This window comes from uncultured Modestobacter sp. (assembly GCF_947486615.1).
Classification (GTDB): Bacteria; Actinomycetota; Actinomycetes; order Mycobacteriales; family Geodermatophilaceae; genus Modestobacter.
Window position 1 is genome coordinate 15726 of record NZ_CANKUD010000015.1, and the last position, 16090, is coordinate 31815.

The 16090-nt window shown below is 73.1% G+C and carries 15 protein-coding genes; 14 read left to right on the forward strand and 1 reads right to left on the reverse strand.

What is annotated here, in order from left to right; all coding sequences use genetic code 11:
- Positions 1–43 precede the first annotated feature (43 nt).
- The 12 genes from rimO (at position 44) to Q1A09_RS20715 (ending at position 13306) form a co-directional block, all read left to right on the forward strand.
- The gene (rimO, locus tag Q1A09_RS20660; protein WP_299959571.1) at positions 44–1549 is read left to right on the forward strand and encodes a 30S ribosomal protein S12 methylthiotransferase RimO; all 1506 of its coding nucleotides are present in this window, start codon (positions 44–46) and stop codon (positions 1547–1549) included.
- A 4-nt stretch (positions 1550–1553) separates the two neighbouring features.
- Entirely contained in the window at positions 1554–2243 is a 690-nt protein-coding gene (gene pgsA / locus Q1A09_RS20665; RefSeq protein ID WP_299959574.1) for a CDP-diacylglycerol--glycerol-3-phosphate 3-phosphatidyltransferase, read from the forward strand.
- Positions 2240–2830: a CinA family protein gene (locus Q1A09_RS20670; RefSeq protein ID WP_299959577.1), complete on the forward strand. Its 591-nt coding sequence runs from the start codon at positions 2240–2242 to the stop codon at positions 2828–2830. Before pgsA ends, Q1A09_RS20670 begins: the two co-directional genes overlap by 4 nt.
- A 103-nt stretch (positions 2831–2933) precedes the next feature.
- Positions 2934–3371, forward strand: a complete 438-nt coding sequence (locus Q1A09_RS20675) for a helix-turn-helix domain-containing protein (RefSeq protein ID WP_299959582.1) — start codon at positions 2934–2936, stop codon at positions 3369–3371.
- 246 nt (positions 3372–3617) lie between these two features.
- Complete coding sequence (locus tag Q1A09_RS20680; RefSeq protein WP_299959585.1) at positions 3618–4415, forward strand: TetR/AcrR family transcriptional regulator; 798 nt, start codon at positions 3618–3620, stop codon at positions 4413–4415.
- A gap of 231 nt (positions 4416–4646) precedes the next feature.
- Positions 4647–5876 (forward strand): DUF4032 domain-containing protein, encoded by a 1230-nt coding sequence (locus tag Q1A09_RS20685; RefSeq protein WP_299959588.1) that lies wholly within the window; start codon positions 4647–4649, stop codon positions 5874–5876.
- A gap of 228 nt (positions 5877–6104) precedes the next feature.
- A complete protein-coding gene (locus tag Q1A09_RS20690; protein WP_299959591.1) occupies positions 6105–7355 on the forward strand; it encodes an extracellular solute-binding protein in 1251 nt (416 codons plus the stop codon).
- Positions 7352–8314: a carbohydrate ABC transporter permease gene (locus tag Q1A09_RS20695; protein WP_299959594.1), complete on the forward strand. Its 963-nt coding sequence runs from the start codon at positions 7352–7354 to the stop codon at positions 8312–8314. The genes Q1A09_RS20690 and Q1A09_RS20695 overlap by 4 nt, the downstream gene beginning before the upstream one ends.
- Positions 8314–9147, forward strand: a complete 834-nt coding sequence (locus Q1A09_RS20700; RefSeq protein ID WP_299959597.1) for a carbohydrate ABC transporter permease — start codon at positions 8314–8316, stop codon at positions 9145–9147. The genes Q1A09_RS20695 and Q1A09_RS20700 overlap by 1 nt, the downstream gene beginning before the upstream one ends.
- Before the next feature lie 43 nt (positions 9148–9190).
- A complete protein-coding gene (gene ugpC / locus Q1A09_RS20705) occupies positions 9191–10441 on the forward strand; it encodes an ABC transporter ATP-binding protein (protein WP_299959600.1) in 1251 nt (416 codons plus the stop codon).
- A 138-nt stretch (positions 10442–10579) separates the two neighbouring features.
- Complete coding sequence (pgi, locus tag Q1A09_RS20710) at positions 10580–12208, forward strand: glucose-6-phosphate isomerase (RefSeq protein WP_299959603.1); 1629 nt, start codon at positions 10580–10582, stop codon at positions 12206–12208.
- A 243-nt stretch (positions 12209–12451) separates the two neighbouring features.
- On the forward strand, positions 12452–13306 hold the full coding sequence (locus Q1A09_RS20715; RefSeq protein ID WP_299959605.1) for a PspA/IM30 family protein: 855 nt from the start codon (positions 12452–12454) through the stop codon (positions 13304–13306).
- Between the two features lie 60 nt (positions 13307–13366).
- Here Q1A09_RS20715 and Q1A09_RS20720 read toward each other — a convergent pair whose 3' ends face one another.
- The gene (locus Q1A09_RS20720) at positions 13367–14218 is read right to left on the reverse strand and encodes a DNA-formamidopyrimidine glycosylase family protein (RefSeq protein WP_299959608.1); all 852 of its coding nucleotides are present in this window, start codon (positions 14216–14218) and stop codon (positions 13367–13369) included.
- Positions 14219–14657: 439 nt separating this feature from the next.
- Here Q1A09_RS20720 and Q1A09_RS20725 point away from each other — a divergent pair, with 439 nt between their 5' ends.
- Positions 14658–15236 carry an antibiotic biosynthesis monooxygenase gene (locus tag Q1A09_RS20725; RefSeq protein WP_299959611.1) on the forward strand — a complete coding sequence of 193 codons (579 nt, stop codon included), beginning with the start codon at positions 14658–14660 and terminating at the stop codon, positions 15234–15236.
- 31 nt (positions 15237–15267) lie between these two features.
- Complete coding sequence (locus Q1A09_RS20730; RefSeq protein WP_299959614.1) at positions 15268–16062, forward strand: aminoglycoside 3'-phosphotransferase; 795 nt, start codon at positions 15268–15270, stop codon at positions 16060–16062.
- Positions 16063–16090 lie beyond the last annotated feature (28 nt).

Genomic DNA, 16090 nt, shown 5'->3' on the forward strand with positions numbered 1-16090 from the left:
CTGCACCGCCGGTCGCGCCCCGGACGGCGCGTAGGCTGGGCAAGTGCCAGCTCTGCCCCGCCCCATGACCTCACCGGAAGGGCAGCAGCTCGCCGCTGGCTCCTCCGGATCGCCGCGGCGGGTCGCCGTCGTCACCCTGGGTTGCGCCCGCAACGAGGTGGACTCCGAGGAGCTGGCCGGCCGGCTCGCCGGCGACGGCTACGAACTGGTGGCCGACGCCGAGGACGCCGACGCCGTGCTGGTGAACACCTGCGGCTTCATCGAGAGCGCCAAGAAGGACTCGGTCGACGCGATCCTCGCCGCCACCGACACCGGCGCCGAGGTGATCGCCGTGGGCTGCATGGCCGAGCGGTACGGCTCCGAGCTGGCCGGGGCGCTGCCGGAGGCCACGGTGCTCGGCTTCGACGACTACGGCGCGATCGGCGACCGGCTCGACGACGTCCTCACCGGCCGCCCGCTGGTGCCGCACACCCCGACCGACCGGCGCACCCTGCTGCCGATCAGCCCGGTGGACCGCACCGCGGCGGTGCAGGCCCCCGACGCCCCTGCTATCCCCGGCCACGACTGGCTGCGCCGCAAGCGGCTGGCCAGCGGGCCCTCCGCCGCGCTGAAGATCGCCTCGGGCTGCGACCGGCGGTGCGCCTTCTGCGCCATCCCGGCCTTCCGCGGCTCGTTCGTCTCCCGCCCCGCCGCCGAGGTGCTGGGCGAGGCCCAGTGGCTGGCCTCCCAGGGCGTCACCGAGATCGTGCTGGTGAGCGAGAACTCCACCTCCTACGGCAAGGACGTCGGCGACCTCCGCTCGCTGGAGAAGCTGCTCCCTGCGCTGGCCGCCGTCGAGGGCATCGTCCGGGTGCGGGTGGCCTACCTGCAGCCGGCCGAGCTGCGGCCCGGCCTGCTCGAGGTCATCGCCGCCACCCCGGGCGTCGCGCCCTACTTCGACCTCTCCTTCCAGCACTCCTCGCCCACGCTGCTGCGCCGGATGCGCCGCTTCGGTGGCACCGAGGACTTCCTGGGCATCATCGAGCGCGCCCGCTCCCTGGCGCCCGGCGCCGGCTTCCGCACCAACGTCATCCTCGGGTTCCCCGGCGAGACCGAGGACGACGTCGCCGAGCTGGAGCGGTTCCTGACCGAGGGCCGGCTCGACGCGGTCGGCGTCTTCGGCTACTCCGACGAGGACGGCACCGAGGCGCTCGGCCTGCCCGGCAAGCTGGACCAGGAGGAGATCGACGCCCGCGTCCGGCGGATCACCGACCTGGTCGAGGAGCTCACCGCGCAGCGGGCGGAGGAGCGCATCGGCACCACCGTGGAGGTGCTGCTCACCGACGACCTGTCCGCGGTGACCGAGCCGGGCACCTGGGGCGGGCACGCTGCCCACCAGGACCCCGACGCCGACGGCACCACCACGGTCAGCGGCGTGCCGGCCGGCGCCGTCGCCGGTCAGGTGGTCGTGGCCGAGGTCGTCGACACCGAGGGCGTCGACCTGGTCGCCCGCGCGCTGCCGTCGCCGTCCGGACTGTCCACCCCGATGGCCGTGTCGGCCGGGGTCTGAGTCGATGAGCGCGGTGGTACCGGGAGGGTCGGCCGACCCGGCGGCCACGCCACCGCAGACCGCCCGCCTGGTGAACCTGCCCAACGCCCTGACGCTGCTGCGGCTGGCCGTCGTGCCGTTGTTCGCCCTGCTGCTGCTCACCGACGGCGGGATGGACGACGGCCGCCGTTACTGGGCCACGCTGTTCTTCGCCCTGGCGATCATCACCGACCGGTACGACGGCATGATCGCCCGCCGGCGCAACCAGGTCACCGAGTTCGGCAAGCTCGCCGACCCGATCGCGGACAAGGCGCTGACCGGCACCGCGCTGATCGGGCTGTCGGTGCTCGCGCTGCTGCCCTGGTGGGTGACGCTGACGATCCTGGTCCGCGAGGTGGGGGTGACCCTGCTGCGGTTCTGGGTGATCCGGCACGGGGTGATCGCCGCCAGCCGCGGCGGCAAGGCCAAGACGGTGCTGCAGGCCCTGGCGATCGGCATGTACATCCTGCCGATGAGCGGGGTGTTCGCCTCCGCCCGCTGGTGGGTGATGGCCGCCGCGCTGGTGCTCACCGTGGTGACCGGGCTGGACTACGTCTACCGGGCGCTGACCCTGCGCCGCACCAGTGCCCGGGCGATGCAGGCCGCAGCCGCCCGGCGGGCCACGGCCGGTGACGAACCGGCCGCCGGGCAGGAGCGCCGGGACGACGCAGCGTGAGCGCCGCGGGGGAGCCGGGCACGGCGGCGGCCCCGCCGGCCGCCCAGCAGCTGCACGAGGCGCTGCTGGCCCGCGGTGAGACGGTGGCTGCCGCCGAGTCGCTGACCGCGGGGCTGTTCTGCGCGACGCTCGCCGAGGTGCCCGGCGCCAGCGCCACGCTGCGCGGCGGTGCCGTCGTCTACGCCACCGACCTGAAGTCGACGCTGGCCGGGGTGGCACCGGAGCTGCTGGCCGCCCACGGGCCGGTGAGCGAACCGGCCGCGGCCGCACTCGCCGAGGGCATCCGCAGTCGCTGCTCGGCCACCTGGGGCATCGGGCTGACCGGGGTGGCCGGACCCGATCCGGTCGACGGGCACACGCCCGGGCGGGTGTACCTGGGGCTGAGCGACGGCGTGCTCACCGTCGTGCACGAGCTGGACCTGCCCGGCGACCGCACGGCGGTGCGGGCGGGGGCGGTGCGGGAAGCGGTGCAGCGGCTGCTGGCCCGGCTGGTCGAGCACCCGGTGCCGCCGCCGTCCGGGGCGGGGAAGCCGGGAGGCGGCGGGGGTGTTACGCCATCAGCGGACGTGTCCCCACCGGGCCGGTGACCAGGGTCATGGCCGCGTACGGTGAGCACACGGTGTCCCCGGCCGGTCCGGGGGTCACCGCTGCCTCGTTCGACCTGCTCGGAAGAGTGGACAGGAGACGGCCATGACGCTGCTGCGCACCCAGCTCGGTACCACGCTGCGGGGGCACCGGCTGCGGCAGCGGCGCACCCTCCGGGACGTCTCGGGTGCGGCCCGGGTCAGCCTGGGGTACCTCTCCGAGGTCGAGCGCGGGCAGAAGGAGGCCTCCTCCGAGCTGCTGGCGTCCATCTGCGACGCCCTGGACGTCGAGCTGGCCGACCTGCTGGCCGAGGTGAGCCTGGAGATGCGGCTGTCCGAGCCGAGCCGCCCGGTGCGGCAGGTCGCCCTGGCCCGCCCGGCCGGCCGCGAGGACGACGAGACCGACGCGCCGCAGGTCGAGGAGGCCGCCGGGCACGGCGCGGTCGAGACGCCGGTCGCCGAGCCGGCGCTGGCGCTGGTCGGCGGAGGGCAGCCGGCCCGGGCGACCGTGCGCGGCCGCGGCGCGGTCTCCCTCGCCGCCTGAGCAAGTCGAAGGACCCCGTCCTCCTCACCCCTCGCGAGCTCGGGGCGAGCCTCGGGACGGGGCCGGATCCACCACTCGCAGGCTCGTGGCGGGCCCCTGCGAGGGGGCCGGCCGGTCTGCGAGCTGAGGTGACTGTCCCGGTCACGGGCGGGGGCAACCGTCCAGGGGGCGGCGGAACGCGCGACACGATCTTCGCTCGGTGTCCACCTCCTTGACCCAGTGCGACCGGGAGGGCACAAAGTGTCCATGTCTTCCCCGGGATCCCGCTCGCAGTTGCCGCCGCACCCCTCCCTGCCGGTGCCGAGCGCCGGCCGCGGTGGGGTCACCGTGCTGGCGGCCGACGCCGCCGAGGCGGCCGCCGCCGAGGCCGCCGCGGTCCACGGTCAGCACCTCACCACCCCGGTGCCCTCCGGCGCGGCCCTGATGCAGCCGCCGGCCCCCGGCCACCAGTTCACCGCGCCCGTGCCGTCGCTGGCCGTCGCCGTGCCCGCGCCGCGGACCACCCCGGCCCCGCCCCGCACCGAGGCCCGTCGGTCGGCCCCTCGCCCGGGTGTCGCGATGAGCCGCACCCGCCGCGGCCTGCTGTCGGGCGCCCGCACCGCCTTCGCCGAGCGAGGGCTCAAGAAGACCACCATGCAGCACGTCGCGGCCGCGGCCGGTGTCGCCAAGGCCACGCTGTACAACCACTTCCGCACCAAGGACGACGTGGCGCACGCCCTCATCGCCTTCGAGCTGGACCGGCTGGCCGCCCTCGCCGCCGAGCTGCCGCTGACCGTCGCGGTGCCGGCGCTGGCCGAGGAGGTCGGCGGCCACCCCGTGCTGCGCCGGCTGGCCGAGACCGAGCCGGAGACCCTGGTGCAGATGATGGCGCTGGACGCCGTCCGGTGGGGTGACGTGGTGAGCACGCTGGGTGCCTCGCTGCGGATCTCCCGCCCGGAGGCCGAGCTGGTCTGCCGCTGGCTGCTCGGCCTGGTGCTCCAGCCGGGCACCGTGCAGGAGCGGGCCGCGCAGGCCGCCGTCGTCACCGGGCAGCTCGTCGGCTGACCCCGGCGGCGCCCCGCCGTGGAGCGCGGCGGGGCGCTCGTCCTCCGGGGCGACGGCAGCGGGTGCGGCGAGCGCCGTCGTCCGCCGCTGCCCGGCCGGGGGCGGACGACGGGGCGCGCCACCAGGCCCGGCCGGCGTGGCAGGGTGACCGCCGAACGCCACTGGAGGCGCCGACGCCCGTGCCAGGACCGGGGAGGGACATCCCCGGGCGATCGACATCCGGAGCGCACGATGCGGTACCTGTTCCGACCCCCGGCCGCCGAGGCCGCCGGGCTGCTCGCGCTGCCGTGGCACCAGCCGCTGGAGGAGTGGGACGAGGACCTGCTGCTGGAGGTGCCGCAGCGGGGCATCTCCCGGCACGTCGTGCGGTTCACCGTCAGCGAGGGGCGGGTCTACGCGCTGAAGGAGATCTCCGAGCCGCTGGCCCGGCACGAGTACGCGCTGCTCACCGAGTTCGAGGGCGAGGGGCTGCCGTCGGTGTCGGTGCTGGGCATCTGCTTCGACCGGCCCGACGACCAGCAGGCGATCCTGGTCACCCGGTACCTCGAGTACTCGATGTCCTACCGCTACCTGTTCTCCGGGCCGCGGGCCGGGCAGGCGCCCGACCAGCTGCTGGACACCCTGGTCCAGCTGCTGGTGCGGCTGCACCTGGCCGGCGTCTACTGGGGCGACTGCTCGCTGTCGAACACGCTGTTCCGGCCCGACGCCGGCACCTACACCGCCTACCTGGTCGACGCCGAGACCGCCGAGCGGCACGGGTCGCTGTCGCCCCGCAAGCGGGCCTACGACGTCGAGCTGGCCCGGGAGCGGGTCGGCGCCGAGCTGATGGACCTGGCCGCCGGTGAGCTGCTGCCGGCGGAGATCGACCCGATCGAGGTGGCCAACGCCCTCCCGGGCCGGTACGAGGCGCTGTGGGACGAGGTGACCCGCGAGGAGGTCTTCCGCGCCGACGAGCAGGCCTACCGGGTCGCCGAGCGGGTGCAGCGGATCAACGAGCTGGGCTTCGACGTGGGGGAGATCGAGCTGGTCACCTCCGCCGAGGGTGCCCGGCTGCGGGTGGAGACCCGGGTGGCCGAGCCGGGGCAGCACCGGCGCGAGCTGGGCCGGCTGACCGGGCTGCAGGTGCAGGAGAACCAGGCGCTGCGGCTGCTCAACGACCTGCGCTCCTTCCGGGCCTACCTCGAGCAGCGCCGCGGGGAGCCGGTGCCCGAGACGGTCGCCGCGCACCGCTGGCTGACCGAGGTGTACTTGCCGGTGGTGACCGCCGTGCCGCCGGAGCTCGCCGGCCGGCTGGAGCCGGCGGAGTTCTTCCACGAGGTGCTGGAGCACCGCTGGTTCCTCTCCGAACGGGCCGGCTTCGACGTCGGCACCTGGGCGGCGGTGCGGTCCTACGTTCAGTACGTGCTGCCGCGCACCCCCCGCGAGGTGACCACCCCGTCGGTGATCGCCGCGCGTTCCTGAGCCCGTCGGCCGCCGGTCACCGGGCGGTCTCGCTCCGGTTGACAGCCCCTGTGGGCTGGGCCACTCTCCGAGATCCACAGCGGCGACGAGGCCGCTGCGGGCGAACGGAGGCGGTGGCCGGTGCCGGACGTCAGCTGGGTCGGAGACGACGGAGGACGGGCAGGGCGGACCGGACCACGCCGGTCACGCCGGGGGCGCCGAGCGCTCGCCGGTGCGGCCGCTGCCGGGGTGTTGGCCTCGACGCTGGCCGCCTGCGGCAGTGACGGGGGCGGCGTGCCGACGCTCACCTGGTACACCAACCCGGACTCCGGTGGGCAGGCGGAGATCGCCGCCCGGTGCACCGAGGACGCCGGCGGCCGGTACGTGATCGAGACGGCGGTGCTGCCGCGGGAGGCGTCCCAGCAGCGGGAGCAGCTGATCCGTCGGCTGGCGGCGAACGACGCCTCGATCGACATCATGAGCCTGGACCCGCCGTTCATCCCGGAGTTCGCCGAGGCGGGCTTCCTCGCCCCGGTGCCCGAGGACGTCGCCGAGCGGGTCACCGAGGACGTGGTGGACAGCGCCGTCGAGGGCTCCACCTGGGACGACGAGCTGGTCGCCGTCCCGTTCTGGGCGAACACCCAGCTGCTCTGGTACCGCAACTCGGTCGCCGAGGCCGCCGGGCTGGACATGACCCAGCCGGTCACCTGGGACCAGATCGTCCAGGCCGCCCAGGAGCAGCAGGTCCAGGTCGGCGTGCAGGGCATCCGCGCGGAGGCCCTCACCGTCTGGTTCAACGCCCTCATCGAGTCCGCCGGTGGGTCGATCATCGCGGAGAACTCGACCGACCCCTCGGCGATCGAGCTGGGCCTGACGTCGGAGGCAGGGGTCCGCGCCGCCGAGGTGATGCAGACGATCGCCACCAGCGGCACGGCCGGTCCGGCGCTGTCCACGGCGAACGAGGACTCCACCGCGACGGCGTTCGAGAGCCCCGAGGGCGGGTTCAACGTGAACTACCCGTTCGTCTACCCCCGGGCCCTCGCCGCGGTGGAGGCCGGGACGATGGAGGCCTCGGTGCCGGAGGACTACGGCTGGGCGATCTACCCGCGGGTGGACGCCGACACCCCGGCCGCGCCGCCGTACGGCGGGATCAACCTGGGCGTCGGGGCCTTCAGCCAGTACCCCGACCTCGCGTACGAGGCGACCGAGTGCATCACCTCGACGGAGAACCAGGCCTACTACTTCGTCACCAACGGCAACCCGGCGTCGGACACCGCGGTCTACGACGACCCGGAGGTGCTCGAGCAGTTCCCGATGGCGCCGACCATCCGTGACTCGCTCGAGCTCGCCGCACCGCGGCCGCAGACGCCGTACTACAGCGAGGTCTCCGGCGGGATCCAGCGGGTCTACCACCCGCCGTCGTCGGTCGACCCCCAGGAGACCCCGGAGGCGGCGACCGACCTGATCACCGCCGTGCTGCGGAAGGAGCAACTGCTGTGACGCAGACGACGCTCCCCCCGGTGGAGAAGACCCAACCGGTCTCCGCCCCCGGCGGGACGACGAGCGACCGGTCGAAGAGCGAGCGCAAGCTCGGCTGGCTGCTGGCCGGCCCTGCTCTGCTGGTCATGCTCCTGGTGACTGCCTACCCGATCGCCCAGGCGGTCTACGACTCGCTGTTCGACTTCCGGCTGACCGACCCGGACAACCGCTCGTTCACCGGGCTGTCGAACTACGCGGTGATCCTCTCCGACTGGCTGTGGTGGCGGTCGCTGCTGGTCACCGGGTTCATCACCCTGGTCACCGTGGCCGTGGAGCTCGTGCTGGGCTTCGCCCTCGCCATGGTGATGGCCAAGGCGCTCAGCACGATCCGGCCGGTGCTGCGGGCCGCGATCCTGATCCCGTACGCGGTCATCACCGTGGTGTCTGCCTTCGCCTGGCAGTTCGCCTTCGACATCCAGACCGGCTTCGTCAACAGCTGGTTCGGCTGGCTGCCGGGCATCGGCGAGGACACCGACTGGTTCGGCGGCACGTGGACCTCGCTGCTGGTGATCTGCCTGGCCGAGATCTGGAAGACCACGCCGTTCATCTCGCTGCTGTTGCTGGCCGGGCTCGCCCAGGTGCCGGAGGTGCTGCAGGAGGCGGCGAAGGTCGACGGTGCCACCTGGTGGCAGCGGATGCGCAAGGTCACGCTGCCCAACATGAAGGCCGCGATCATGGTCGCGCTGCTGTTCCGCACTCTGGACGCGTTCCGGGTCTTCGACAGCATCTTCATCATGACCGGTGGCGCCAACGCGACCGAGTCGGTCTCCTTCCTGGCCTACCGGCAGACCATCTCGCGGCTGGAGATCGGGCTGGGGTCGGCGGTCTCGGTGCTGCTGTTCCTGGCCGTGGTGTTCATCGCGATGAGCTTCATCAAGGGCTTCAAGGTCGACCTGTCCCAGTCGAGGGGGGAAGGCTGATGTCCACCAAGGAGAAGGCCTGGTGGGGCGTCGCCGGGGTGGCGATCGTCCTCTACGCACTGTTCCCGATCGCCTGGATCGTGTCGCTGTCGTTCAAGGCGCCCAGCGCGCTGAACAACGGCGACTTCCTCCCCGGCACGCCGACGTGGGAGAACTACTCGCTCATCCTGACCGGCGGGGCCAGTGACCTGTTCCTGCCGGCGCTGCGCAACTCGTTCGGCATCTGCCTGATCGCCACGGCGATCTCCTGCCTGCTGGCGATGTTCGCCGCCTATGCGATCGCCCGGCTGGACTTCCCGGGCAAGAAGTTCATCCTCGGGACGGCGCTGGCGGTGGCGATCTTCCCGGTGATCTCGATCGTGACGCCGCTGTTCAACCTGTGGCGCAACATCGGCCTCTACGACACCTGGCCCGGGCTGATCATCCCGTACCTCTCGCTGACGTTGCCGATCTCGATCTGGACCATGTCGGCGTTCTTCCGGGAGATCCCCTGGGAGATGGAACAGGCCGCGCAGGTCGACGGCGCCACCACCTGGCAGGCGTTCCGCAAGGTGATCGTCCCGCTGGCCGCACCCGGCGTCTTCACCACGGCGATCATCGCGTTCTTCATCGCCTGGAACGACTTCGTCTACGGCATCTCGCTGACCTCCACCGAGGCCGCGCGACCGGTGCCGGCGGCGCTCGGCCTGTTCTCCGGCGCCTCCCAGTTCGAGGACCCGACCGGTGCGATCGCCGCCGCCGCGGTGATCGTCACCATCCCGGTCGTCGTCCTGGTCCTGCTCTTCCAGCGGCGCATCGTCGCCGGCCTCACCAACGGCGCCGTCAAGGGCTGACGCCCGCCCGCCGACCCACGCTGACCACGAGAGGGACGAACTGATGGCCTCGATCGAGATGAAGAACATCGTCAAGAAGTACGGCGACGGCTTCCCGGCGGTGAACGACGTCAGCCTGGACATCGACGAGGGGGAGTTCATGATCCTCGTCGGGCCGTCCGGCTGCGGGAAGTCGACGCTGCTGCGGATGATCGTCGGGCTGGAGGACATCACCAGCGGCGACATGGTCATCGGCGGGAAGCGGGTCAACGACAAGGCCCCCCGGGAGCGGAACCTGTCGATGGTCTTCCAGAACTACGCGCTGTACCCGCACCTGACCGTGTTCGAGAACATCGCCTTCCCGCTGCGGCTGGCCAAGGTCGACGACGGGGAGGTGCAGCGCCGGGTGAACGAGGCCGCCGACGTCCTGGAGCTGCACGAGCACCTGGAGCGCAAGCCGGCCAACCTCTCCGGTGGACAGCGGCAGCGGGTGGCGATGGGCCGGGCGATCGTGCGGCAGGCCGAGGCGTTCCTCTTCGACGAGCCGCTGTCGAACCTGGACGCCAAGCTCCGCGGCCAGATGCGCACGGAGATCAGCCGGCTGCAGCGCCGGCTGGGCATCACCACCGTCTACGTCACCCACGACCAGACCGAGGCGATGACGCTGGGCGACCGGGTCTGCGTGCTGCGCAAGGGCAAGATCCAGCAGGTCGCCTCGCCGCGCGAGCTGTACGAGCAGCCGGTCAACCTCTTCGTCGCGGGCTTCATCGGCTCCCCGCCGATGAACTTCCTCCCCGCCCAGCTGGACGGGTCCCGGCTGGCCACGCCGTTCGGGGACATCGAGCTGGACGAGCGCCGGGCCGCCGCGGTCGCCGGGCGGGACCTGCTGCTGGTCGGCATCCGGCCGGAGTACTTCGAGGACGCGTCCCTGGTCGACGAGGCGAAGCGGCCCCTCGGCTCGGTGTTCACCGCCCGGGTGGACGTCACCGAGTGGCTGGGCGACTCGCAGTTCGCCTACATCCCCTACGAGGCACCCGACGAGATCCGCACCCAGCTGCGCGAGCTGTCCAAGGAGCTGGACGCCGAGGAGCTGCGCACCCAGGCGATCGTGTCGATCGACGCGACCAGCCGGATCCGCGAGGGCCGGGACGCGGAGTTCTGGCTGGACAGCCGCAAGGTGCACGTCTTCGACCCGACGACCGGGGAGAACCTCACCCGGGACGCCGAGGCCGGCGCTGCGCTGACCCGGATGGCCGCGGAGGACCGGATCGAGCAGGTGCAGTCCGAGCAGGGGCAGGGGATCAGCGCCGCCTGAGCGTCGGTCGGCCCGGCGCAGGGAGGGCCTGCGCCGGGCCGGTCGTGCCGCCGGGCATGATCGGGCCGGGGGTTTGTGCTGCAGCCGTGCTGCGCACCTGTCCCGTGGAGACCCTGGTCGGACCCTGGAGGCAGCTGGATGGACATCACCGCGACCGACGAGTGGACGGCGCTGGCCGACCACCACCGCGAGATCGGCACCCGCACGCTGCGCGAGCTGTTCGCCGAGGACGCCGGCCGCGGCGCGCGGCTGACCGGCACCGCCGGTGACCTCTACATCGACTGGTCCAAGCACCGGGTCACCGACGAGACCGTGCAGCTGCTGGTCGCGCTGGCCGAGCGGGCCGGGCTGCCGGAGCGGATCGAGGCGATGTTCCGCGGTGAGCACATCAACGCCACCGAGGACCGCGCCGTTCTGCACGTGGCGCTGCGCGCGCCGGCGTCCCAGCCGCTGACCGTCGACGGGCAGGACGTCACCGCCGACGTGCACGAGGTGCTCGGCAAGATGCGCAGCTTCGCCGACCGGGTGCGGTCGGGGGAGTGGACCGGGCACACCGGCGAGCGGATCCGGGCCGTGGTCAACATCGGCATCGGCGGCTCGGACCTCGGCCCGGCGATGGCCTACACCGCGCTGGCCGACTACAGCGACCGCGACCTGACCGCCCGGTTCGTCTCCAACATCGACCCCACGGACTTCGCCGAGAAGACCCGGGACCTGGACCCGGCCACCACGCTGTTCGTGGTCTGCTCGAAGACCTTCACCACGCTGGAGACGCTGACCAACGCCACCGTCGCCCGCGACTGGCTGCTCGCCTCCGGCGCCGACGAGTCGGCGGTGGCGAAGCACTTCGTCGCCGTCTCCACCAACGCCGACGCGGTGGCCGAGTTCGGCATCGACACCGACAACATGTTCGGCTTCTGGGACTGGGTCGGTGGCCGGTACTCCTTCACCTCGGCCGTCGGCCTGTCGCTGATGGTCGCCATCGGGCCGGACGGCTACGACGAGATGCTCGCCGGCTTCCACGCCGTCGACGAGCACCTCCGCACCACGCCCCTGGCGGAGAACCTGCCGGTGCTGCAGGGCCTGCTCAACGTCTGGTACACGAACTTCTTCGGGGCGCAGTCCCACGCCGTGCTGCCCTACAGCCAGTACCTGTCCCGGCTGCCGGCCTACCTGCAGCAGCTGACGATGGAGAGCAACGGCAAGTCCGTGCGGTGGGACGGGCAGCCGGTGACCACCGCCACCGGCGAGGTCTACTGGGGCGAGCCGGGCACCAACGGTCAGCACGCCTTCCACCAGCTGCTGCACCAGGGCACCAGCCTGATCCCGGCCGACTTCATCGGGTTCGGCGAGCCCAACCACGACATCGGCGACATGCACGACCTGCTGATGGCGAACATGTTCGCGCAGAGCTCGGCCCTGGCCTTCGGCAAGACGGCGGAGGAGGTCGCCGCCGACGGCACGCCCAGCGACGTCGTCCCGCACAAGGTCATGCCGGGCAACCGGCCGTCGACGACGATCCTCGCCCCGAAGCTCACCCCCGGGACGCTGGGGCAGCTGATCGCCTTCTACGAGCACACCGTGTTCGTGGAGGGCGTCATCTGGCAGATCGACTCCTTCGACCAGTGGGGGGTGGAGCTGGGCAAGGTCATGGCCCGCCAGCTGGCCCCGGCGCTGGTCAGCGAGACCGCGCCGGAGATGGACCAGGATGCCTCCACGGTCGCCCTCGTCCAGCACTACCGCCGCCTCCGCGGCCGCCCCGCCTGAGGAAGGACCCCCTCGCCCCCACCCCTCGCAGGCTCGCGGCGGGCCCTGCGAGGGGGCCGGGGGGTCCTCCCGCACCGGCGTCGGTCCGGGAGGACAGGCCACAGGATGCGGTGCGCAGGCCATCGGCGTGTGTGCGGTGGCTGGCCGGGCGAGCGGCCTGGGACGATGATCGGGACAGCGTCGCCCGTGTGCGCGCCGGACCGCCGCCGGCGGAGCGGAGCACCGGATCAGGAGGAAGCCGCCATGCCCAACCCGTTCGTGAAGCTGTGGAAGTACCTGACGGCCTCGGCCAACGACCAGATCGACCAGCGGGCCGACCCGAAGATCCAGATCCAGCAGGCGATCGAGGCGGAGCAGCAGCGGCACCAGTCGCTGAGCAACCAGGCCGCCGCCGTGCTGGGCAACCAGCGTCAGCTGGAGATGCGGCTGAGCCGCAAGCTCGGCGACATCGAGAAGCTGCAGGCCTCCGCCCGGCAGGCGCTGAACCTGGCCGACCAGACCCGCGCCTCGGGTGACGCGGGCAAGGCCGCCGAGTACGAGCAGGCCGCGCAGGCCTTCGCCACCCAGCTGGTGAGCGAGGAGCAGGCGGTGGAGGACCTCAAGCGCAGCCACGACGAGGCACTGCAGGCCGCCGAGCAGGCCAAGGGTGCGGTCGAGCAGAGCCGGATGCGGCTGCAGTCGACGCTGGCCGAGCGCACCAAGCTGATGTCCCAGCTGGAGCAGGCCAAGATGCAGGAGCAGGTGTCCGCCTCGCTGCGCTCGGTCAACGAGCTGTCGGCGCCGGGCAACACCCCCAGCCTGGGCGAGGTCCGGGACAAGATCGAGGCCCGCTACGCCAACGCGCTGGGCCAGGCCGAGCTGGCGCAGAACTCGGTCGAGGGCCGGATGCTCGAGGTGGAGAAGGCGACCATCGACGTCGCCGGCGCCTCCCGGCTCGCCGAGATCCGCGCGTCGATGGGTGGCGGCACCCAGGCGACCAGTGGCAACCAGGCGATCAGTGGCAACCAGGCCGCCGGCGCGATCGAGTCCGGCGCCCCTGCGGTCGAGGGCACCGCGCTGGGTGCCGAGCAGCCGGCCGAGCGGCCCGAGCGCGCCTGACCCCCCACCACCCCGACGGCCGTCCCGCGCACCGCGTGGGGCGGCCGTCGCCGTGTCCGGTCAGGTGACGACGACGGACGCCGGGTGGCCGGGCTCGCCGGTGCGGGCAAGCGGGTCGACCGGGCTGCGCGCCGCCTGGCACCGCGGGCACCAGTACGTCACCCGCTCCTGGGTGTCGGGACCCTGGTCGCCCAGCAGGATCGTCGTCCGGCACCGGCGGCACGGTCGGCCCCGGCGACCGAACACCCAGTGGTCCTCGCCGCGCCGGGTCGAGCCGGTGGTGCTCTGCTCCGGGCGGTCGCGGTTGGCCTGCATCAGCGTGCGGGCCCGGGTGACCAGGCCGGGCAGGTCGTCGACGTCGGCGACCCGGGCCCAGGGGTGGGTACGGGTCATGAACAGCGTCTCGACCTTGTAGAGGTTGCCGATGCCGGCCAGGTTGCGCTGGTCCAGGACAGCCACGCCGATCTGCTCGTCGGGGTGTGAGCGCAGCCGGCGCAGCGCCTCGTCCAGGTCCCAGTCCGGGCCCAGCACGTCGGGGCCGAGGTGGCCGACCAGCTCGCTCTCCGCGCTGGTGGGCACGATCCGCAGGTCGTGCAGCCGGTACCCGATGCAGTCCCACGCGTCGGTGGAGAGGACGGCCCGGATGCTGTGCGCGGGCCCGCCCTTCCACGGGGTGCCCTTGCGGTAGATGTGCCAGCTGCCGTCCATCCGGTAGTGCGAGCGCAGCGTCCGGCCGTCGGCGAAGCGGGTGAGCATGTGCTTGCCGCGGGGCACGACCTCGGTGACGGTGGCGCCGGCGAGGTCGACCGTGGCCAGCTGGGGCACCCGGAGCTCGCCGGTGGTGAGCGTGGCGCCGGCCAGGGCGGTGTTCATCCGCTGCGCCGCCAACCAGACGGTGTCTCCTTCGGGCATCCCGCCATGATCCTCGGCGTCTGCCGTGCCCGCCGGGCGATGGCCGCCGGACGGTGGCCGTCCGGCTCACCGTCGGGCGCGGACCGCCTCGGTGCCGGGGAGACCGGTGCGGGCGCGGGGGGCGACCGGCAGTGGAGTGGCCTGGCAGGTCGGGCACCACCAGGTGACCCGTTCCTGCAGGTCCGGGCCCTGGTCAGCGAGCAGGACGGCGGTGCCGCAGCGGCGGCAGGGCCGACCCTTCCGGCCGGCGACCCAGTGGTCCTGCCCGTGCCGGGTGATCCCGGTGGTGCTCTGCGCGGGGCGATGCCGGTTGGCCAGCATCCGAGGCGGGTCGCCCGGCCGGGGATCCAGCGGCTCCCACCGGCGAGTGACCGCTGGTGACAGCCGGCCGACACCCGGGAACAGCCGGCGGTCCTCCGGTGCTCACGTGCCCGTGACCATGTCGACGCGACTCCGTAGCCTCACCGGTACCCCGGCCCCGAAGCCGACCGCCGAGCCGGTGACGGTGACGGTCGCCCGGGTCGTCCGCCCGGACGTGCAGGAGGCCTTCGAGCAGTGGGCCGCTGATGTGCAGGAGCTGCTCACCGCCTTCCCCGGCAACCTGGGGTCGTCGCTGCTGCGCCCGGGCCCGGGCAGCGACGAGTACCACCTGGTCTTCCGGTTCGCCGACCACGAGTCGCTGAGCCACTGGGAGCAGTCACCCCAGCGCGCCGAGGCGCTGGCCCGGGTGCACCGGCTGGTCGAGGACGAGCGCATCGCCCGCGCGGTCGGCCTGCAGACGTTCTTCGCGGTGCCGCCGCGGCCCGGCCCGGTGTGGCGCAGCTGGCTGCTCACCGTCGCCGTCGTGCTGCTGTTCACCACCACCTTCCAGCTGCTCGCCGTGCCGTTCGTCGGCGACTGGCCGTGGCCGCTGCGCCTGCTGCTGTCGGCGGTCTACGTCGTGACGGCGCTGCGCGTGTCGATGCCGCGGCTGAGCCGGTGGCTCGCTCCCTGGCTGGAGGGCTCCCGCCGCCGTTGAGCCGCGCCGGCTCCATGGCAACATCGCGGCCGTGCTCGCCGGCCTGCCGCAGGACCCGGTCACCCCGCCGACCGCAGTGGCGTCGCTCGCCGGCGACGAGCCGCTGCACGTCGTCTGGCGCAACACACGCGGCGGGCTGACCTGGCAGATGGGCGCGGGCGACGGTCGTCGGTTCGTGAAGTGGGCGCCGGCCGGCAGCGGTCTCCCGATCGCCGGGGAGGCCGAACGGCTCGGCTGGGCAGCCCGGCTCATCTCGGTCCCCCGGCCACTGGCCCGCGGGGAGGACGTCGAGGGCGAGTGGCTGGTGACCGCCGGGCTGCCTGGGCGCAGCGCCGTCGATCCGCGCTGGCTGGCCGACCCCGGCACCGCCATCGCCGCGGTCGGCGCGGGCCTGCGTGCGCTGCACGATGCGCTGCCGGCGGCGGACTGTCCCTTCGACTGGTCGGCCAGCGCCCGGGTGGCCGATGCCCACCGCCGGGCCGATTCGCTGCACCCGCAGCGGTGGTGGCCGGAGCACCGCGGCCCCACGGTGCCTGAGGTGCTGGCCCGGTTGGACGACGCACCGGACCCCGATCGGCTGGTGGTCTGCCACGGAGACGCCTGCGCGCCGAACACGCTGCTCACCGACGACGGCCGCTGGTCCGGACACGTCGACCTCGGCTCGCTGGGGGTGGCCGACCGCTGGGCGGACCTGGCGGTGGCCACCTGGAGCACCGTCTGGAACTACGGGCCGGGCTGGGAGCGCCCGCTGCTCGATGCCTACGGCATCGAGCCGGACGAAGAGCGAACCGCCTACTACCGCCTGCTCTGGGACGCCGGACCGTGAACGCTGAACCCGGGTGGCCCGGATCCCC

What these genes read in the sequence shown, in the direction of transcription:
- Q1A09_RS20685 (WP_299959588.1), top strand. Translation starts at nt 4,647, where the DNA reads ATGCGGTACCTGTTCCGACCCCCGGCCGCCGAGGCCGCCGGGCTGCTC.
- Q1A09_RS20675 (WP_299959582.1), top strand. Translation starts at nt 2,934, where the DNA reads ATGACGCTGCTGCGCACCCAGCTCGGTACCACGCTGCGGGGGCACCGG.
- ugpC (WP_299959600.1), top strand. Translation starts at nt 9,191, where the DNA reads ATGGCCTCGATCGAGATGAAGAACATCGTCAAGAAGTACGGCGACGGC.
- Q1A09_RS20715 (WP_299959605.1), top strand. Translation starts at nt 12,452, where the DNA reads ATGCCCAACCCGTTCGTGAAGCTGTGGAAGTACCTGACGGCCTCGGCC.
- Q1A09_RS20720 (WP_299959608.1), bottom strand. Translation starts at nt 14,218, where the DNA reads ATGCCCGAAGGAGACACCGTCTGGTTGGCGGCGCAGCGGATGAACACC.
- Q1A09_RS20700 (WP_299959597.1), top strand. Translation starts at nt 8,314, where the DNA reads ATGTCCACCAAGGAGAAGGCCTGGTGGGGCGTCGCCGGGGTGGCGATC.
- Q1A09_RS20680 (WP_299959585.1), top strand. Translation starts at nt 3,618, where the DNA reads ATGTCTTCCCCGGGATCCCGCTCGCAGTTGCCGCCGCACCCCTCCCTG.
- pgi (WP_299959603.1), top strand. Translation starts at nt 10,580, where the DNA reads ATGGACATCACCGCGACCGACGAGTGGACGGCGCTGGCCGACCACCAC.
- pgsA (WP_299959574.1), top strand. Translation starts at nt 1,554, where the DNA reads ATGAGCGCGGTGGTACCGGGAGGGTCGGCCGACCCGGCGGCCACGCCA.
- Q1A09_RS20725 (WP_299959611.1), top strand. Translation starts at nt 14,658, where the DNA reads ATGTCGACGCGACTCCGTAGCCTCACCGGTACCCCGGCCCCGAAGCCG.